The following is a 19629-nucleotide window of genomic DNA, read 5'->3' on the forward strand; positions in this document are numbered from 1 at the left end:
TTTATATTTTTATTAAAGAAGCCAAAGCTTCTATTAATTTTTCATTTTCTTGTTCAGTTCCAATAGTCAAACGCAAGGTGTTCTCGCATAATGGCTGTGTTGTCCGGTTGCGAATTACAATTCCTTTGGCAATCAATTCGTCGTATCTTCTGTTAGCATCATCTACTTTTATCAAGATAAAATTGGCTTCCGTTGGGTATATTTTTTTGACAAAATTTACGTCAACCAAAACTTTAAGTAATGCTGACCTTTGTTCAATAATTGATTGAATTTCTGATTTTATTTTATCTGGATTACTCAATCTTTCCAAAGCTCTTAACTGCGTCAATTCGTTCACATTGTAAGGTGGTTTTATTTTGTTTAAAACCGAAATTATCGGAGCTGAGGCATAACAAATTCCCAATCGAATTCCTGCCAAACCATACGCTTTTGAAAGTGTTTGCGTGATTACTAAATTTGGATATTCGTCAATTTTTGCCAACCAACTTTCTTTTTTAGAAAAGTCGATATAGGCTTCGTCAATCACGACCAAACCTTTAAAATTTTGTAGCAATTTGACCACACTTTCATCCGAAAAAGAATTCCCTGTTGGATTATTTGGCGAACATAAAAAGATGATTTTAGTTTTCTCGTCAACTGTTTCTAAAATCTTCTCTACTTGAGGTTGAAAATGGGTTGAAAGCAGCACTTCTCTATTTTCAATATCATTTAGATTAGACAAAACGCCATACATTCCATACGTTGGTGGCAAAGTAATTACATTATCTACTTTTGGTTCGCAAAAAGCTCTAAAGATTAAATCCAATACTTCATCACTACCGTTTCCTAGTAAAATTTGATTTGGGTTAACGTTTCTTTGTTTTGCCAAAACTACTTTTAGACTGCTTTGTTGCGGATCTGGATAGCGATTTACGCCATTCTGAAATGGATTTTCATTGGCATCCAAGAAAATCATATCAGCAGTATCAAAATCCTCAAATTCGTCGCGAGCCGAAGAATAGGGCTTCATCAGCTTGACGTTTTCACGGACTAAACTATTTATATCAAAACTATTTTCCATTTTCAATCGCTTTTAATCTTAGTGTAACAGCATTTTTATGGGCTTGCAATCCCTCGGCTTCAGCCATAATTTCAATGGCGCTCCCAATATTTTGAATGCCTTTTTCAGATATTTTCTGAAAGGTCATCGATTTCATAAAGCTATCTAAATTTACTCCGCTATAATTCTTGGCATACCCGTTGGTTGGCAAGGTGTGATTAGTCCCAGAAGCATAATCTCCTGCGCTTTCCGGCGTATAATTTCCTATAAAAATAGAGCCCGCATTTTGAATATTATCGACGTAATACTTTTCGTTTTTACTACAAATAATAAAATGTTCTGGACCATATTCGTTTATTAAATCTATGGCAATTTGGTTATTTTCGACATAAATTAATTTTGAGTTTTTGATGGCTTTTTCTGCAATAGCTTTTCTTGGCAAACTTTTTATTTGACTACTAACGTCTTTTTCAACAGCGTCAATAAAATCTTTTGAAGTAGTTACTAAAATTACCTGACTGTCTCCCCCGTGTTCGGCTTGACTCAATAAATCGGAAGCTACAAAACTAGCATTGGCACTTTCGTCGGCTACAATTAATAATTCTGAAGGACCAGCTGGCATATCTATTGCAACACCAAACTGAGTTGCAAATTGTTTAGCAACGGTTACAAATTGATTTCCAGGTCCAAAAATTTTATATACTTTAGGAATAGTTGTTGTACCAAAAGTCATTCCAGCAATAGCCTGAATTCCTCCAACTTTTAGAATTTTATTCACTCCACATAATTGGGCAGTATATAAGATAGCCGGATTAATTTTTCCGTTTTTATCGGGTGGTGAACACAAAACTATTTCTTGACATCCAGCAATTTTAGCAGGAACCGCCAGCATTAATACGGTTGAAAACAAAGGAGCTGTTCCGCCAGGAATATATAATCCAACTTTTTGTATTGGGCGTTTTTCTTGCCAGCATTGCACACCTTCGGTCGTTTCAATTTCAATTTTAGCTGTTTTTTGAGCGCTATGAAATTTTTCAATATTCGATTTTGCCAATTGAATCGCTTCTTTTAATTCATCAGAAACTAAACTTATAGCTGTTTGAATTTCATCATCAGAAACTTGAATATCTGTTAATGAAATTCCATCAAAAAGAGAAGTGTATTTGGCTACAGCTTTATCTCCTTTTTTCTGAATTTCAATAAAAATGCCTTTTACAGTTTCTTCAATATCACTAAAATTGGCAGTTGGTCTTTTTAAAATTTTAGACCAAGTTTCTCTTGCTGGATTGTATATTTTATTCATTTTTATTGAATTAAAGCACCATTTTATCTATTGGACAAACCAAAATACCTTCTGCACCTGCTTCCTTTAGTTGATCAATTACATCCCAAAAGGTATCCTTATCAATTACGGAGTGAACGCTACTCCATCCTTCTTCGGCTAAAGGCATAACAGTTAAGCTTTTTAAAACCGGTAAAATTTTGCCAATAGCGTTTATTTTATCATTTGGAACATTCATTAAAATGTATCTTGATTTTCTGGCTCTTAAAACCGATTCTATACGAAATTGAAGTGTGTTTATTAGCTTTTGAACTTCTGGTGTTACTTTTGGAGATACCGCTAATACGGCTTCGCTTTTAAAAATAACTTCTACTTCTTTAAGATTGTTTTTAAACAGGGTACTTCCGCTAGAAACAATATCAACAATTGCATCAGCAAGACCAATATTTGGAGCAATTTCTACTGAACCAGAAATTTGGTGAATATCGACCGTTAAGCCAAAAGAATTAAAATAATCAGTTACTGTATTTGGATAGGAAGTAGCTACACGCATTCCGTCTAAATCTTTTATAGATTTATACTCGAATGTTTTAGGGACAGCCACTGATACTTTGCATTTAGAAAAACCCAATTTTTGGACAACTTTAATGTTTTTTCCTTTTTCTACTAAAAGGTTATCACCAACAATAGCAGCGTCTACAACACCATCGATTAAATACTGTGGAATATCGGAATTACGGAGAAACAAAACTTCAAGAGGAAAATTAGTAGCTTGCGCCTTAAGTTGGTCGTTTCCGTTATCAATAGAAATACCACAATCTTTTAGAATTTGAATGCTGTCTTCGTTTAAGCGACCTGATTTTTGAATTGCAATTTTTAAAGTACTCATTTTATTGTTTTTTTTGCGAGAAACGAAGCAATGTCATTCTCAATTATTTGTTTTTTAATTTTTGTTTGAGTACACCTTTTGGTAATAAAAAACCCGTTTGGAGTTACTCAAACGGGTTTTTAGAATATTGTGACATACACACATATCATTAACACATCGCTTGAGAGCAATTGGTATAATGATGATGGTGCAATTGATTTATCTTCATGTTTTTTTATTGTGATGCAAATATAGTTTAAAAAGATTTTAAAAAACAAATCAATTAAAAAATTGAACAAAAAAACATCTACAAGTAATTTTTGTAACTATTTGTAGATGTTCTAAAACTAAGGAATCAATTTAAAGAATTCTAATTTAAAACAGGAACTTCTATTGATGGTCCTGCTGCAACTAAACGTTTTCCTTCTTCTGTATTAGTATACTGTTGGAAATTTTTAATGTATCTGGCGGATAAATCTTTGGCTTTACGCTCCCACTCCGCTTTGTCTTTGTAAGTATCTCTTGGGTCTAGCAAACCTTCACTTACTCCTGTTAAAGCTGTTGGTATAGTTAAATTTAAGAATGGAATATCTCTTGTTGGAGCTGCATCAATTTCACTATTAATAATTGCATCAATGATGGCTCTAGTATTTTTAAGTGAAATTCGTTTTCCTGTACCGTTCCAACCTGTATTGACTAAATAGGCTTTAGCATTGTGTTCTTTCATTTTTCCGATTAATGTTTTAGAATACATGGTAGGATGCAACGTCAGGAACGCTTCTCCAAATGCTGGTGAGAATGACGGCTCTGGTTCGGTAATTCCTCTTTCGGTGCCCGCTAATTTAGAAGTATAACCGCAAAGGAAGTGATACTGTGCTTGATCTTCATCTAGAATAGAAACTGGGGGCAATACACCAAATGCATCAGCAGAAAGATAAATTATTTTACTAGCGTGTCCTGCTTTTGAAGGCAAAACTATTTTATTAATGTGAAAAATTGGATAGGAAACCCGAGAATTTTCTGTTATGGAATGGTCAAAATAATTGATTTCACCATACTCATCGACAATTACATTTTCTAGTAAAGCATCTCTTTTAATGGCTCTCCAAATATCTGGCTCATTGTTTTCGCTTAAGTCAATTACTTTTGCATAACAACCACCTTCATAATTAAAGACACCATTGTTATCCCAGCCGTGCTCGTCATCACCTATTAAGTATCTTTTTGGGTCAGCTGATAAGGTAGTTTTTCCTGTACCTGAAAGTCCGAAGAATATAGCTACATCCCCTTTTTCACCTACGTTTGCAGAACAGTGCATTGAGGCCATTCCTTTTAAAGGCAGGTAATAGTTCATCATAGCAAACATTCCTTTTTTCATTTCGCCACCGTACCAAGTCCCTCCTATAATTTGAATTTTTTCAGCAAGATTAAATACGACAAAGTTTTCAGAATTTAATTCTTGCTCTTGCCAATCAGGATTTGTTGCTTTAGAACCATTCATTACCACAAAATCAGGTTCTCCAAAAGTCTCTAATTCATAAATTGAAGGTCTAATAAACATATTGGTTACAAAGTGCGCTTGCCAAGCAACTTCCATTATAAACCGTACTTTTAATCTTGTATCAGCGTTTGTTCCACAAAAGGCATCAACAACATATAATTTTGGAGAAGTTGAAAGTTGTTCCAGAACAAGTGTTTTTAAATCATCCCAAACTTCTTTAGTTGTAGGGAAATTTACCTTATCATCCCAATAAATAGTATCTCTAGTAATATCATCTTTAACAATGTATCTATCTTTAGGGGAACGACCTGTAAACACTCCTGTTTTTACAGCAACAGCCCCAGTATCAGTCAAAGCTCCTTTCTCAAATCCTTTTCTTTTGTGAGACATTTCAGCTTGAAATAATTCTTCATAAGTTGGATTATAAGATACTTCGTGATACCCTGTAATTCCTAAATCTTGTAATTCTTGAATGACTCTAATATTTTTCATATTGCTTAATTTTAAAAATTCTTACTTGTATAATTCTATGCCAAAATTAAAATTCTAAAGTGACATAAAAACTGACTTTTATCATGTGAAATAAAAATACACAAAAACGCTTTCTTTTATACATCAATGAACAATAGATATTTAGAATAAACATGATTCATTAGAATAAACATGATTCATTAGAATATTCATTCTTAAAATTCTAAATTTACAAAAAATTAACTGATTTTTATCATATGAACATTAATAAAGTTGTTATTCATTTGCACTATTATTTAACAATTTAAATTATAAAATTATGTTTGATTGGTTTTATACCTTGTTTTCTCCTATTGACAAACCAGATATTACACAGTCGTTAATTGTATTATTAATTGCTATAAGTGTTGGTTTTTTTATTGGTAGAATTAGAATTGGAAATGTCTCTCTCGGAGTTTCGGCTGTTATGTTTGTAGGTCTTTTTTTAGGCCATTATGGCTATAGAATGGATGAGAGTATTTTAGTGTTTGTGAGAGATTTTGGTTTAATTTTATTTGTATACGGGATTGGAATTCAAGTTGGACCCTCTTTCTTTTCTTCATTTAAAAAAGACGGATTGTTATTTAATTTTCTTGCTGTTGGAACTGTTGTTTTAGGCGGATTAATTACTTATTTCATTCACGTAATTACGAAAATTGATATTGAAAACGCTGTGGGTTTAATGTCTGGATCGGTAACAAATACACCTGGATTAGGAGCAGCTAAATCAACATTACAAGAAATACAAAGCAAATTCCCAACCAAAATTTTTGGTGATCCAACAATTGCTTATGCAATAACTTATCCTCTGGGAGTTTTTGGAATTATTATCACAATTATTATATCTAAATCGGTATTAAAAATTGATTTGATCAAAGAAAGTTTTTTGCTTAAAATAAAAACAACTGATAGAGAAAATGTAATTATTCATGAAAAGTGTAGAGTTACTAATCAAGAGTTATTGGGTAAAAGTATTTATCAAATTTTTAAAGAATTAGATATTCACAATATCATTATTTCAAGATTAAAAAATAGCGGTTCAAAAGTGGTCTACTCGCCTTCATTAGACTCTAAAATTCATCATAAAGATGTATTAATGGTTGTAGGAAACAAAAAAGAAGTTTCTCATTTTATAAGTCTTGTTGGTAAGGTTTCTACTGATTTATTTATTGAATCAGAAGAGGATGTAGTTTCTAAAAACATACTTGTAACAAAAAAATCGGCTACTCATAAAACTTTAGCAGAATTAGATTTACACAATAAATTTGATTTAAAAGTGACTCGTGTTATTCGTTCAGGATTAGAATTATTAGCTCAACCTTCTTTAGAATTATATTATGGAGACAAATTATTGATTGTTGGAAATAAAGAAGCCATTTCAGAAGTTGAAAAGATAATCGGTAATTCAGAAAAAAGCCTTTTAGAACCCGATTTTTTATCATTGTTTGGCGGATTAATAATTGGAATTATTATTGGTTCCATACCAATATTTATTCCTACGCTACCAGTTCCTTTAAAATTAGGATTTGCTGCTGGTCCACTTTTAACTGCTTTATTTATAAGTAGATATGGCGGTATTGGGGTTATTCATTCCTACATCAATAACGGTGCGGTACATTTTATGAAAGATTTAGGAATATGCTTATTCTTTGCTGCCGTCGGAATTCATGCTGGAGCGGCTTTTTATGACAATTTCATTAAATTTAACGGTTGGCTTTGGATTTATTATGGATGTTATATCACTTTTGTTCCATTAATAATTATGGTATTGATAAGTCGTTTTGTGTTTAAACTTAACTTCTATCAATTAGTAGGTATTATGAGTGGCGCTTATACAGATCCTGCAGCATTAGCTTTTAGCACGAAATATTTAGATTCAGATATTCCTAATCAGTCCTATGCGACAGTATATCCATTAGTGACTATTTCAAGGATATTTGTTGCACAATTGCTGATACTGCTCTTTACTAGTTAACTATAAACTAGTATTTTAAAAAAGAGGATGATTTCTAAATAGAAAATATCCTCTTTTTTATGTTGAAATAATTTTGGTATACTATTTTTGAAATTTTAACTAATCATTATCCGCATCGCTTTTTTCTTTACTACCTGTTTTTTGTTCTGCTTCGGCCCCTAAAATGGCTTTAGGTCTAATTTCTGTGTGACGAATTTCTCCACCAGAAGTTCCAACTTCTTTGGCTAAAAACACAGCAATTGAAACCAAAACAAGAGTAATTATGGCACTATATTTTCCTAAAGCATTTTTTTTAATTGAAAGATATATAGATATTAAAGACATAAAGCCTATAACATATAACAATATTGCAAATCCTTCTGCCAACTCTTCATGATCATGAATAATTTGTTTTCCCACATTGGGCATATCTTCTACCAATTCCTCCGCTCCTTCTCCCGTTCCCATACTAAATGCTGCAAAAATCGCTGCTACAATAAATAAGACATAAGCAACCGTTTTCACGGAATTGTTCTTCAAAATCATTCCTGAAATCAAAATTCCTAATCCAAAAACCGTCCCGATAATTGGAAAATGGTTTACTATCAAGTGTAAATGTGCGTCATTCATAATTTTATTGTTAAATGTTAAATTTTTATTGAAAACTAAATACTTATCCTGCCAGTGAAACTCCTATTAATGAACCTATTCCATATGTTACTGCTGCTGCAGCTAATCCAAAAGCAACTTGTCTGAAACCAGAAAACAAAACACTTTTACCAGTTAATAATGTTATAGCAGCACCTATTCCGAAAAGTCCAATTACACTACTTCCAACACTTAAAAAGATAGCATTTTTACCATCTAAAAACATAAATGGATACAATGGAATTATTGCCCCTATAGAAAAAAGTACAAAAGAAGCAATTGCCGCTTCCCATGCCGAACCACCTAATTCTTCTTTATCAATACCTAATTCCTCAGTAATTATAGCATCTATAGCCGTTTGTGGATTTTCAAATGCTTTATCAGCTAATTTTTGAGCTTCAATTACATTCATTCCCTTGGCTTGGTAAAGTAAAACCAATTCTTTTTTTTCTTCTTCGGGAGAAGCTTCTAGTTCTTCAGTTTCAAGTTCTATTTGTCGTAAATTTAATTCTCTTGAACTTTGTACTGATAACCATTCGCCTAAAGCCATAGATATTGCTCCTGCTAATAAACCTGCAATTCCAGTCAATAAAATGGTATTGTTTGAAACGGCTGCCCCTGCAACTCCCATTACCAAACTCATATTAGAAACCAATCCGTCATTAGAACCTAATACTGCCGCACGTAAGGCGTTTCCACCAACCGATTTATGCCGACTTTCAAATTTGGATAAAAATCCGCCTGATACATTCAAAGCTGCATTATTATTAACTGCTTCAATAATATTTAAATGATTGTGCTCAAACCCTGTTGGTTTTTCACCATTTTCAATTTTATTTTTAACAGCATTTACTGCAAATTGCTTTTCAATGCTCGATAAATTACTAATAATAGAACTGTAACCAAAAAGCTTCCCTAACTTTAATTGAAATTTTGCTCGTGAAGATGGCAAAGGCATTTTATAATTTGAATCAAAAGTCAAAACCTTATTCAACATGTGCTTAGCATGCCCTTTTTCAATTTCTGCCAAACTTTGTAATACCCTTGACAAATTATCATCCGATTGAATATTAGCGATACTATCGTATAAAAAAGCAGTATCAACTTCTGTTTGCAATTGTCCTTTTAATTTGTTTAAGTCCATTATGTATAGTTTTTCCTATTTCAAAGGTAGTCAATTGAATTTTAATTTATTAATCCAAAAACAATATTTAAAATGATAATTTTATAAATGAATTTTGATTATCAGTAATTACTCCTAATTAAAAAAGGTATTGTCTTTATAAAAAAGCGATGAATTTATTTACTTTTATAGTAAATTTTGGAAGCGAAGAGTCTTGTAGACTTGATGTTAAAGAAGAAAGAGATAAACAAGGCGTTCAATGTAAATGTGGAAGCAAAGAACATTTTGGATAAAAAGTGTTAGTAGTTACGAATATAAAAAATGCAGAAGCAGAATCTCTTTGCAAAGTGAAACAATATTGTAGACTTCTAATTTGTCATTTTTGATTTGGCATCAAATAATTTCTAAATCTTAAAACTACTTCTCTATCCTCTTTATAAAATAATTTAAGGTTTTAAAGCAACAAAACGCTGTTGGGTTGTATAAGATGAAACATACCAGACCCTAAATCCTAATGGATTTCCGTCAAAATTTTTGCTGGTAGTTTCGCCACTAACTAATTGAATACCATCATAATTGTTTATCACTGTTTTGTGAGTATGACCTGATAGATAGGCTTTAACATTGTTTTCCTGAAATAATTGTAGCAACTGTTGTCGTTTTTGTATAGGAAGATTGAAATAGCCTTCTTCTTCATCTATTGTTACACCATATAAAGGATAATGTCCCATAACAAATATAGGATGGGATTTAGCTTTTTGTTTTTTTAGTGATTTTTTAAACCACACATCGTGTTTCTCAGATTCATTTTCAACACTAACTTTCCATAATTGGGAATTTGTTACAATAAAAGTAAACCCTTTCTTTTGAAATTTATAATAATCTTTTCCTATAGTTTTTCTGTAATACTTTAGTGTTGCACCATTAGGAATATTTCCTACATCATGATTTCCAGGTACACAATAGCAAGGCATTTTAAAACCCGCCTTAATTTTTTTAAAATCAGCATAAGAACTATCCGTTGGGTTATGAACGAGATCGCCACAAATAACGACGAAATCTGGATGAAGTTCATTTATCTGTATTACTGCTTTTTTAAATGATTCTATATCATGCCCGTAACCTCCCATTCCTAATTGAGTGTCACACAATTGAACAAAAGTGAAAGAGGGCTTCTCCTTTTCTGTAAAAGAGAAGCAGAAGACAAGTAGTGTAATTATAATATATTTATAGTAGCGCACTATCATTTAAATCATTATTAAAATGTTTATATTGGTTTTACTTGTGAAAACAATTTACCTCGCTAAGATACCAAAAATTAAAAAAAAATGCCCGATTCACATCGGGCATTTTCTGGTATATAAAAAGCGATTAGGCTTTATTGTGTTCTTCTTCAATTCTTTTGTGTTCAGCATCAGAAATGGTATCGCATAGAACTGGAGTTGCTATAAACAATGATGAATACGTTCCTACAACAATACCTATCAACATAGCGAAGATAAATCCTCTGATAGATTCTCCACCAAAAATGAACATGATTAACAATACTAAAATCATTGTTAATGACGTATTGATGGTTCTTGACATTGTAGAGTTAATCGACTGGTTCACGATTGAGTTAAAGTTACCTTTTGCTTTACCACCTAAATATTCACGAACTCTGTCAAATACAATAACAGTGTCGTTCATCGAATAACCAATAACGGTAAGAATTGCTGCAATGAAATGTTGGTCGATTTCCATTCCGAATGGCATGTACTTCCATAATAAAGAGTAAATTCCTAATACGAAGATTACGTCATGCGCCACCGCTGCGATTGCACCTAAACTGTATTGCCATTTTCTGAAACTGATTACTAAATACAATCCAACAATAAGCATAGCTCCAAGAACTGCCCAATACGAATTGGTTTTAATATCATCTGCAACTGTTGGTCCTACTTTAGAAGCTTGCAAAATACCGTATTGTTTACCATCATAACTGTTTACGAATTTTTCATACGTCATGTCTGCAGAAAAATGCTTTTTCAAATTATCGTACAAAATTTTATTCACCGCTTGATCTGCTTCTGAACCAGCTTCATCAACCTTGAATTTAGTTGTAATTTTTAATTGATTGTCTTTTCCAAAAATCTTAGCTTCAACACTACCGTCTAAAACTTTAAGTAAATCTTCTCTCACTTCTTCGGCTGCAATTGGTTTTTCAAAATGTACTTGAAAAGTTCTTCCACCTTTAAAATCAACACCGTAATTCAAACCATTTATTGCTAATGAAGCGACACTTACCACACAAACTACTAATGAGAATATGTAAGTATATTTTTTTACTTTTAAGAAATCAAAATGGAAATTGGTGAAGAAATTTTTAGAGAAACCAGTAACAAACGTTAATTTGTTTCCTCTATTTACGCTCCAATCTAATAAAATTCTAGTGATAAAAATAGACGTAAATAACGAAGTTGCAATACCTATTAACAAGGTAGTTGCAAAACCTTGAATTGGACCTGTTCCAAAAATTAATAATACTGCTCCAGTTAATACGTGAGTTACGTTGGCATCTACAATGGAACGCATGGCTCCTTTCCATCCAAATGACGCTTTAATAGCTTCTTCAATTGTTTTTCCTGCACGCAATTCTTCTTTTGCTCTTTCGTAAATGATAATGTTAGCATCGACTGCAGTACCCATAGTTAAAACGATACCTGCAATTCCAGGCAAAGTCAATACAGCTCCTAAACTGGCTAAGATTCCGAATAAGAATAAAAGATTGATTGCTAAAGCGATATTAGCATATAAACCTGATTTACCATAATACACCATCATCCATAAGGAAACGATTAACAAACCAATAATAGCCGAATTCGTACCGTTATCAATAGCTTCTTGTCCTAAAGATGGCCCTACTACTTCGGATTGCACAATTTCAGCAGAAGCTGGCAATTTACCTGCTCTTAAAACATTAGCTAAATCTTTAGTTTCAGTAACATCAAAAACTCCAGAAATTTCTGATCTACCACCAGATATCGGTCCGCTAGACACTCCAGGTGCAGAATAAACAATATCATCTAAAACAATAGCGATATTGCTTTTTTGAGTAAATGCTTTTCCTGTCAATTCTTCCCAAGCTTTTGCACCTTGACCGTTCATTTGCATCGTTACCGATGGTTTTCCTAATTGGTCGAATGAGTCTTTAGCATCAGTTACTACTCCACCACTCATAGCAGCTTGGTTGTCTCTATTTCCTTTTAAAGCATATAGTTCTACAGTTTCAACCTCTTTTTTTGTTTTCTCATCAACATTTACAGAAGGTTTACCCCATACAAATTTAGCATAACGCTTGTCTGCTGGTAATAAATTTCTAATATCTTGTCGTTTCAAATACCCATTTATTGCAGAAGTATCCTTAGGATCAGAAACAGCAAGAACTGGACCTCCACCTTGGCTAACGAATTTGGATAATAAAGGCCCTAAATCTTTTGCATCAGCAACAGTATCTTTCACTTTATCTGTCAATAAAGTATCAATTCCTGTTTTAGCGGTTTGTTTCACATTTACTGCTGATTTTTCAGTTAGCTTCAAAGCATTGTTTGCAGCCATTAAGAAATTACCTAAATCATCAATTTTATAGGTTTCCCAAAACTCTAATTGTGCAGTACTTTGTAATAATTTCTTAATACGATCTACATCTTTTGCACCAGGAAGTTCCACTAATATCCTTCCGGATTCTCCAATCTTTTGAATGTTAGGTTGTGTTACTCCAAATTTATCAATACGTTTTCTTAGAACTTCAAAAGCACTTTCGATAGACTCGTCTACTTTACGTCTAATTACCTTTTTAACTTGGTCGTCAGTCATTCTAAAGTTTACTTCGTCTCCAACAATTTTATTTGAAAAAATTTCAGGCGAAGCTAACTTTACAGTTCCAGCAGAGGCTTTATCAAACGCTTCAAAAAAAGCATCAATATAATCTTGATTTCCAACTCTATTTGCTGTAGCATCAGCAAGTGCTTTGTTGAAAGTTGGATTTTTAGAATTATTAGCTAATCCTTTAATAATGTCTTTTACAGAAATCTGAAGTTGTACATTGATTCCTCCTTCAAGGTCAAGACCTTTATTGATTTTTTTATCTTTTACTTCATTATAAGTAAAGTCAGTAAATCCGAGATTAAATACCTTTTCTTTTCCAATGGAATCTAAATATTTTAATTCTTTTTCTGAATTACCATTTGCAAAAGTTTTTGCATCGCTCTCTACATTATGAGATACGAAAGTGAAAGAAAGTTGGTAAATGCTTACCAATGCAAATAAAATTGCGAAAAATTTAACTAGTCCTCTATTCTGCATTATTACTAAAAATTAATTAATTCTGTTTGTTTAGTTTGTGGTTGATTAAATAAAATAAATACCTTCTTAAAAGTGAATTTAAGTCGGCATCATTTTTTAAAACGTGCAAATATATAATTCTGGAGTAGATTAACCAATTTATTTATCGATTAATATTAAAAAAATAAATAGTAGTAGACATTCAAGAAATATTTGAACGAAATATAAATTAAATCCTTGATTTATTTATTTGGAAAGTAAATAATCATTACTACTTTGACTTCCTGTTAAAGGAAATTCTAGAGTTGTAAAACTATCGATTAATGGATTTAAAGTGTAATTTATTTTAGTTTCTGATTTAATTAAACCATAATTTTTTGCATAATATTGCTCAGAGACTAAAACCTCTTGATTATTAGGAGATAAAAAATCTATTGACAGAAAATCTGTCTTAGCAAATACTTTTAGATTTAAAACCAACTTTACTTTTTTAACATCGGTATAATCAACACCATTCGATTTAAATGTAGTTAGACTACCGTCTTCTTTAGCAGATAAAACATAATTAACCGTTAATGGATATCCTGGTAATGCTGTTGTATTGACTATTGTTCCAGAAACTTTTCCGAATTCTTCATTTGAGGTTGCATTTTCTTTAAAAATAACAAAATCATTTACTGAAAAATTAACGGGTAAATTTTCGACAATATTTACAGAAAGATCCCCAGATAGTTTAATCATTTTACCGTCTACTCGTATAGCATTATTTTCTAAAGCCCCACAATAAAATCCTGTTGGAAGGAATTTAGTTTTCATTTTTTGATACGTAAAACCATTAATTTCAACTTCTTTTTCAATATATAAAGAATCTCTACCTATAGTATTAGGATTAACTGAGGTGTTTTCTGTTTTATAAATCCAATAATTACTTTCTTTTATTGGATAAAAGTTGGTTGCTACGCCATCATCTTTTGGCACTTCTTGTGAAGGTGAACTATCATTAGAACAAGAAGATAAAGCGACTAATAAAACTAATTGACAAAGAGTTATGTATTTCATATTTAATTTTTTAAAAAGCGAAGATAGAACTTTTTTAAATCTTTCAAACAAAAAAAACGGCAACCTTTAAATTTAAGATTACCGTTTTAATAAATATAAATTGATTTTATAAAACCGAAGCTAAATCAGCATTCATGTTTCGAATAGCATCAACACTTTTAGCAAATTTTTCTTTTTCGCTATCGTTAAGTTCAATATTTAAAATTTGCTCAACTCCGTTACGACCAATAATACAAGGAACTCCAATGCAAATATCAGATTGTCCGTACTCCCCTTCTAATAAGACCGAGCAAGCAATCATCTTATGTTGGTTGTTTAAAATACTATCTACTAGATAGGCTACAGAAGCTCCAGGAGCATACCAAGCCGAAGTACCTAAAAGCCCTGTAAGAGTTGCTCCACCAACCATAGTATCTGCCGCAACTTTATCTAAAGCTTCTTGAGATAAAAATTCAGAAACTGGAATACCGTTATAGGATGCCAATCTAGTTAACGGAATCATAGTCGTATCACCATGACCTCCAATTACCATTGCAGAAATATCATTTGAAGGTTTTTCTAATGCTTTTGATAAATAATATCTAAAACGAGAACTGTCTAAAGCACCACCCATACCTATAATTCTATTTTTTGGAAGACCTGTAGCTTTTAATGTTAGGTAGGTCATCGTGTCCATAGGATTTGAAACAACTACAATAATTGTATTGGGAGAAAATTTTAGAATATTTTCAGCAACCGATTTTACAATTCCAGCATTAATTCCGATTAATTCTTCACGAGTCATTCCTGGTTTTCTTGGAATTCCGGAAGTAATTACCACTACATCACTATTTGCTGTTTTTGAATAATCGTTAGTAACTCCGATTATTTGAGTATTAAAACCTGTATTTGTAGCACATTGCATCAAATCCATTGCCTTACCTTCAGCATACCCTTCTTTGATGTCCAATAATACCACTTCGCTAGCAATTCCTCTATAAGAAATAACGTCTGCACATGAAGCACCTACGTTTCCTGCTCCTACAATTGTAACTTTCATTTTGTTGTTGTTTTATGTTTATATTGATTAAATTATTAAAATTAGATTTTAGAAATCATTACACAAGAAAGAAAATTAATTTACTTTATAATGAATGGAAAAATTAGAGTTCACAAATTTATTAAACGCAATTGACGATTGAAAATATACTTTATTCCATCTATAAGCAACTGAAAGCTCAAAGATAGTATTAATTTTTGTTTTGTAAATGTCTTTTAGTTTTTCGTTTAGGAAGGCCTGTGAGGAACTTCCTGGAAAAGTTATGACTTTATCAATAGTTCCTTTATAACCTGAAAATTTATATTTAAAATCGCTACTGTTAACGATAGAACCTAGCATAAATTCAAAATTATTGTACGATTTAGAAACATTGGTTTGAAACTGCCAAGTGCTTACATTTCCGTTAATTTTATTGATACCAAGAGTTCCAAAATTGGTCTGAATATCTATAAAATCGAAACTTATATTTTCTCTAGAATTGCTCAAAGTCATCGCTAGATTGATATTTTTAGTTTCCAAAGCTTTAATATATTGACTTATATTGTGCTTTAAACCAAAACCATATACTTGGTATTCGCCTCTTTTAATTTTAGTTTTTGGCGCAAACTTGGCAATTAATTCCGTTCCTGAACCTAATGAAACCGCTGCGGAAAGGTGCGGATAAACTATCAGATTTTCATTGATTCCTTTGGGCGTTTGAATTGGATAATTTGGATTAATGATACCGTAAATATCAACAATATTTATTTGCTCTCCATTTCCAAGAGCTGTGGGAATTGTTGCTGATGTTGCACCTTGAATTTTAAGAAAAGTAAAATCGGAATCTTTTAAAATGAATGTTCGATCACGATTTGGAACAAAAAAAACGTTAGTATGTACTCCAAAAGTAGTACTCCAACGTTTATTTTTTTTAGCAGAAAAAACCCAGACACCAGACGACTGATAAACAGCTGCATCGTTGGCTGGAGTTATAAATTGATCAGCATAATAAACTGCATCATTAAAAAATTCATCTATATGTTCCAAAACCTTTGGGTCAAAAGATTGAGAGTAACCACTATTACTAATTAACAAAATAAAAAACAGTGCTTTCTTCATAACCTAAAAAAAACTTTTGGTATAAAAAAAGTACACCTTATATTTTAAACTTTTTAAGCATCGATTTTGGCGTATACTGCATTCTTCTCAATAAACTCTCTACGTGGCGGAACATCGTCTCCCATTAACATCGAAAATACACGATCAGCTTCCGCTAAACTATCTATAGTTACTTGACGAAGGGTTCTAAAATTAGGGTCCATTGTTGTTTCCCACAATTGTTCTGCATTCATTTCTCCAAGACCTTTATAACGCTGAATCGCTGCGCTTCCTCCCATTTTTTCATTAGCAATATCACGCTGATTGTCTGTCCATGCATACTCTTTTTTGCTTCCTTTTTTAACTAAATATAAAGGTGGTGCAGCAATGTAAACATGACCTTCTTCAATTAATTCTTTCATAAAACGGAAGAAGAATGTTAATATTAAAGTAGAAATGTGGCTACCATCGACATCGGCATCACACATAATAATTACTTTATGATAGCGTAATTTTTCTAAATTTAATGCTTTACTATCTTCGGCAGTTCCTATGGTTACACCAAGAGCGGTAAAAATATTTCGTATTTCTTCGTTCTCAAAAACTTTATGATGCATGGCTTTTTCCACATTTAAAATCTTACCACGTAAAGGCAAAATAGCTTGAAAAGCCCTATCACGTCCTTGTTTTGCAGTCCCCCCTGCCGAATCTCCCTCGACAAGATATACTTCGCATTTTGCAGGGTCTTGCTCTGAACAATCTGATAATTTTCCGGGTAAACCACCACCACCAAGAACGGTTTTACGCTGCACCATTTCACGTGCTTTCTTAGCAGCGTGTCGTGCTTGAGCAGCCAAAATTACTTTTTGAACAATGATACGAGCATCATTTGGATTTTCCTCCAAATAATTTTCAATCATATCTCCAACCGCTTGACTTACTGGAGATACCACTTCTCTATTTCCAAGTTTAGTTTTAGTCTGTCCTTCAAATTGTGGCTCAGCAACTTTTACTGAAATAATAGCAGTTAATCCCTCACGAAAATCATCCCCAGCAATTTCGAACTTCAGTTTATCTAACATTCCAGAAGCATCTGCATATTTCTTTAACGAACGCGTTAGACCTGTTCTAAAACCTTGTAAGTGCGTTCCTCCTTCGTGCGTATTGATGTTGTTAACATAAGAAAAAATATTCTCTGTATAACTGGTATTGTATATCAAGGCAACCTCAACTGGTATTTCTCCTTTTTCAGAATCCATTGAAATTACATGAGCAATAATAGGCTCACGGTTTCCGTCAAGATAACGGATATACTCTTTCAACCCTTCGGTAGAATGAAAAACTTCTTGTACAAAATTACCATCTTTGTCTAATTCTCGTTTATCCGTAAAAGTGATGGTAATTCCTTTATTCAAATAAGACAACTCACGCATCCGCGCAGATAATGTATCGTACGTAAATTCAGTAGTTTGTGTAAAAATTTGATTGTCTGGGTAAAAAGTAACTATGGTTCCTCTTTTAGTCGTTTCACCAATTTGTTTCACTGGATAAAGCGATTTTCCTCTTTCGTATTCTTGCTCGTATATTTTTCCATCTCTGTGTACTGTAGCTCGCAAATGTTTTGAAAGTGCATTTACTACAGAAACCCCAACTCCATGAAGACCACCAGATACTTTATAAGAATCTTTATCAAACTTACCTCCTGCACCAATTTTAGTCATTACAACTTCTAATGCAGAAACACCTTCTTTTTTGTGAATATCTACTGGAATACCACGGCCGTTATCTTCAACGGTAACTGAACCGTCTTCATTGATTGCAACACTGATTGTATCACAATGTCCGCCCATTGCCTCATCAATAGAGTTATCAACAACCTCATAAACTAAATGGTGTAATCCTCTAACTCCGACATCTCCAATATACATTGATGGACGCATTCTAACGTGCTCCATTCCTTCTAAGGCTTGAATACTATCTGCTGAATAATTGTTCTTTTTAATTTCGTCGCTCATAATAAAATTATCGTAAAAATGTATTTTTTTGTCTAACACGCAAATATATAAAAACAGGAATGATATTAAGGTAAAAATAGCCCTTTTAGCATTGAAGTTATTAACATTTTGCGATTAATTATGTGTATAATTTTGCCCCAGTACCGAATGTATTTGAATAAACAATATTCCCTAAATTAAATGTTACACCACTTGCTATATCTTGTCTTAGAAGTAATGCGCCATCGGCATCTAAATAGTCTAAAAGCGATGCTATTTGAGTTAAGCCAGATATTCCAATTGTTGATTCGGTCATACAGCCAGCCATCAGAAGTAATCTTGATTCCCTTGCCACTTTAATCATTCTCAAAGCCGGAGTAATTCCACCACATTTCATTAGTTTTATATTAATTCCATGAAACAATTCACTGCAAATAGAAACATCTGTTTCTCTCTGGCAACTCTCATCGGCAATTATTGGTAAATAGGATTCGGATTTTACTTTTTTCATGCCTTCAATATCATCAGACTTGAGCGGTTGTTCAATAAATTCTACATTCAAGTATTTTAATATTTTAGAATTCTCAATAGTTTGTTTAGCTGTCCAAGCGCAATTAGCATCAATTCTAAAAACCGAATTGGTAATTTTACGTAAGTTTTCTACAATTTGAATGTCATTAGGAGTTCCTAATTTAATCTTATAAATAGGCCATGGTTTTTCTATGATTTTTTGCTTCATGATTTCTAAAGAATCAATACCAATAGTATAAGAGGTAAGAGGTGTTTTAGCCTGCTCGTCTGCCCAGTAGCTTCGAAGTGTTTTAGAATTTATTTTAGCATAAATATCCCAATAAGCCATATCAACTGCACACAAAGCAAAATAATCGTCTTGAAGTAATAGAGCCAATTTTTTCCAAATTATTTCTGGATGAAGTTCCGCAGAAGTTTCTATGATTGGTTTTACTTTCATCAAACTATCTGTTAACCGCTGTTGAGTACTATGGTAATAGGGATTTACTGTTGCTTCTCCGTATCCAGAATGCATTCCATTAGAAATAGTTACAATAACTGTTTTTTGTACAGAAACTGTGTATCTTGAAATAGTAAATGGGTATTGCAGAGGCAATTCGTGAAATTGAAAAGAAAAATGTAGTCCCATAAAAAATGCACTTTAAAGTAAATGCATTAAAAATACATTAATTTATTTGACAA

14 protein-coding genes and 1 pseudogene are annotated in these 19629 nt (G+C 32.5%); 2 read left to right on the plus strand and 13 right to left on the minus strand.

Annotated features, from left to right (window positions below):
• Position 1: 1 nt before the first annotated feature.
• The 4 genes from hisC to pckA form a co-directional block, all read right to left on the minus strand.
• Complete coding sequence (hisC, locus tag F6464_RS02660) at positions 2–1060, minus strand: histidinol-phosphate transaminase (RefSeq protein ID WP_151106196.1); 1059 nt, start codon at positions 1058–1060, stop codon at positions 2–4.
• The gene (gene hisD, locus F6464_RS02665) at positions 1050–2342 is read right to left on the minus strand and encodes a histidinol dehydrogenase (protein WP_151106197.1); all 1293 of its coding nucleotides are present in this window, start codon (positions 2340–2342) and stop codon (positions 1050–1052) included. The genes hisC and hisD overlap by 11 nt, the downstream gene beginning before the upstream one ends.
• A 10-nt stretch (positions 2343–2352) precedes the next feature.
• On the minus strand, positions 2353–3210 hold the full coding sequence (gene hisG, locus F6464_RS02670) for an ATP phosphoribosyltransferase (protein ID WP_151106198.1): 858 nt from the start codon (positions 3208–3210) through the stop codon (positions 2353–2355).
• A 349-nt stretch (positions 3211–3559) separates the two neighbouring features.
• Entirely contained in the window at positions 3560–5182 is a 1623-nt protein-coding gene (gene pckA / locus F6464_RS02675) for a phosphoenolpyruvate carboxykinase (ATP) (RefSeq protein ID WP_151106199.1), read from the minus strand.
• A gap of 298 nt (positions 5183–5480) precedes the next feature.
• Between pckA and F6464_RS02680 the strand changes: the two genes are divergently transcribed.
• Positions 5481–7175 (plus strand): putative transporter, encoded by a 1695-nt coding sequence (locus tag F6464_RS02680; RefSeq protein ID WP_151106200.1) that lies wholly within the window; start codon positions 5481–5483, stop codon positions 7173–7175.
• Between the two features lie 99 nt (positions 7176–7274).
• Here F6464_RS02680 and F6464_RS02685 read toward each other — a convergent pair whose 3' ends face one another.
• Positions 7275–7784 carry a hypothetical protein gene (locus F6464_RS02685; RefSeq protein ID WP_191963312.1) on the minus strand — a complete coding sequence of 170 codons (510 nt, stop codon included), beginning with the start codon at positions 7782–7784 and terminating at the stop codon, positions 7275–7277.
• Positions 7785–7827: 43 nt separating this feature from the next.
• A complete protein-coding gene (locus F6464_RS02690) occupies positions 7828–8946 on the minus strand; it encodes a VIT1/CCC1 transporter family protein (RefSeq protein ID WP_151106201.1) in 1119 nt (372 codons plus the stop codon).
• Positions 8947–9095: 149 nt separating this feature from the next.
• Here F6464_RS02690 and F6464_RS02695 point away from each other — a divergent pair.
• Positions 9096–9286 (plus strand): annotated as a pseudogene (locus tag F6464_RS02695) (IS1595 family transposase); the annotation flags it as partial.
• Positions 9287–9371: 85 nt separating this feature from the next.
• Here F6464_RS02695 and F6464_RS02700 read toward each other — a convergent pair.
• From F6464_RS02700 to F6464_RS02730, 7 genes are all read right to left on the minus strand, one after another.
• Positions 9372–10172 carry a metallophosphoesterase gene (locus F6464_RS02700; protein ID WP_151106202.1) on the minus strand — a complete coding sequence of 267 codons (801 nt, stop codon included), beginning with the start codon at positions 10170–10172 and terminating at the stop codon, positions 9372–9374.
• Between the two features lie 124 nt (positions 10173–10296).
• Positions 10297–13269, minus strand: coding sequence for a protein translocase subunit SecDF (secDF, locus tag F6464_RS02705; protein ID WP_151106203.1), 2973 nt, complete (start codon positions 13267–13269; stop codon positions 10297–10299).
• A gap of 225 nt (positions 13270–13494) precedes the next feature.
• Positions 13495–14307 (minus strand): hypothetical protein, encoded by an 813-nt coding sequence (locus tag F6464_RS02710; protein WP_151106204.1) that lies wholly within the window; start codon positions 14305–14307, stop codon positions 13495–13497.
• Positions 14308–14413: 106 nt separating this feature from the next.
• Complete coding sequence (locus F6464_RS02715) at positions 14414–15346, minus strand: malate dehydrogenase (RefSeq protein WP_151106205.1); 933 nt, start codon at positions 15344–15346, stop codon at positions 14414–14416.
• A 75-nt stretch (positions 15347–15421) separates the two neighbouring features.
• Positions 15422–16444, minus strand: a complete 1023-nt coding sequence (locus tag F6464_RS02720; RefSeq protein ID WP_151106206.1) for a DUF6588 family protein — start codon at positions 16442–16444, stop codon at positions 15422–15424.
• Positions 16445–16497: 53 nt separating this feature from the next.
• The gene (gyrB, locus tag F6464_RS02725; RefSeq protein ID WP_151106207.1) at positions 16498–18438 is read right to left on the minus strand and encodes a DNA topoisomerase (ATP-hydrolyzing) subunit B; all 1941 of its coding nucleotides are present in this window, start codon (positions 18436–18438) and stop codon (positions 16498–16500) included.
• Positions 18439–18556: 118 nt separating this feature from the next.
• A complete protein-coding gene (locus F6464_RS02730) occupies positions 18557–19576 on the minus strand; it encodes a dipeptide epimerase (protein WP_151106208.1) in 1020 nt (339 codons plus the stop codon).
• Positions 19577–19629 lie beyond the last annotated feature (53 nt).

The sequence above is a fragment of the Flavobacterium luteum genome, from assembly GCF_008806775.1.
Classification (GTDB): Bacteria; Bacteroidota; Bacteroidia; order Flavobacteriales; family Flavobacteriaceae; genus Flavobacterium; species Flavobacterium luteum.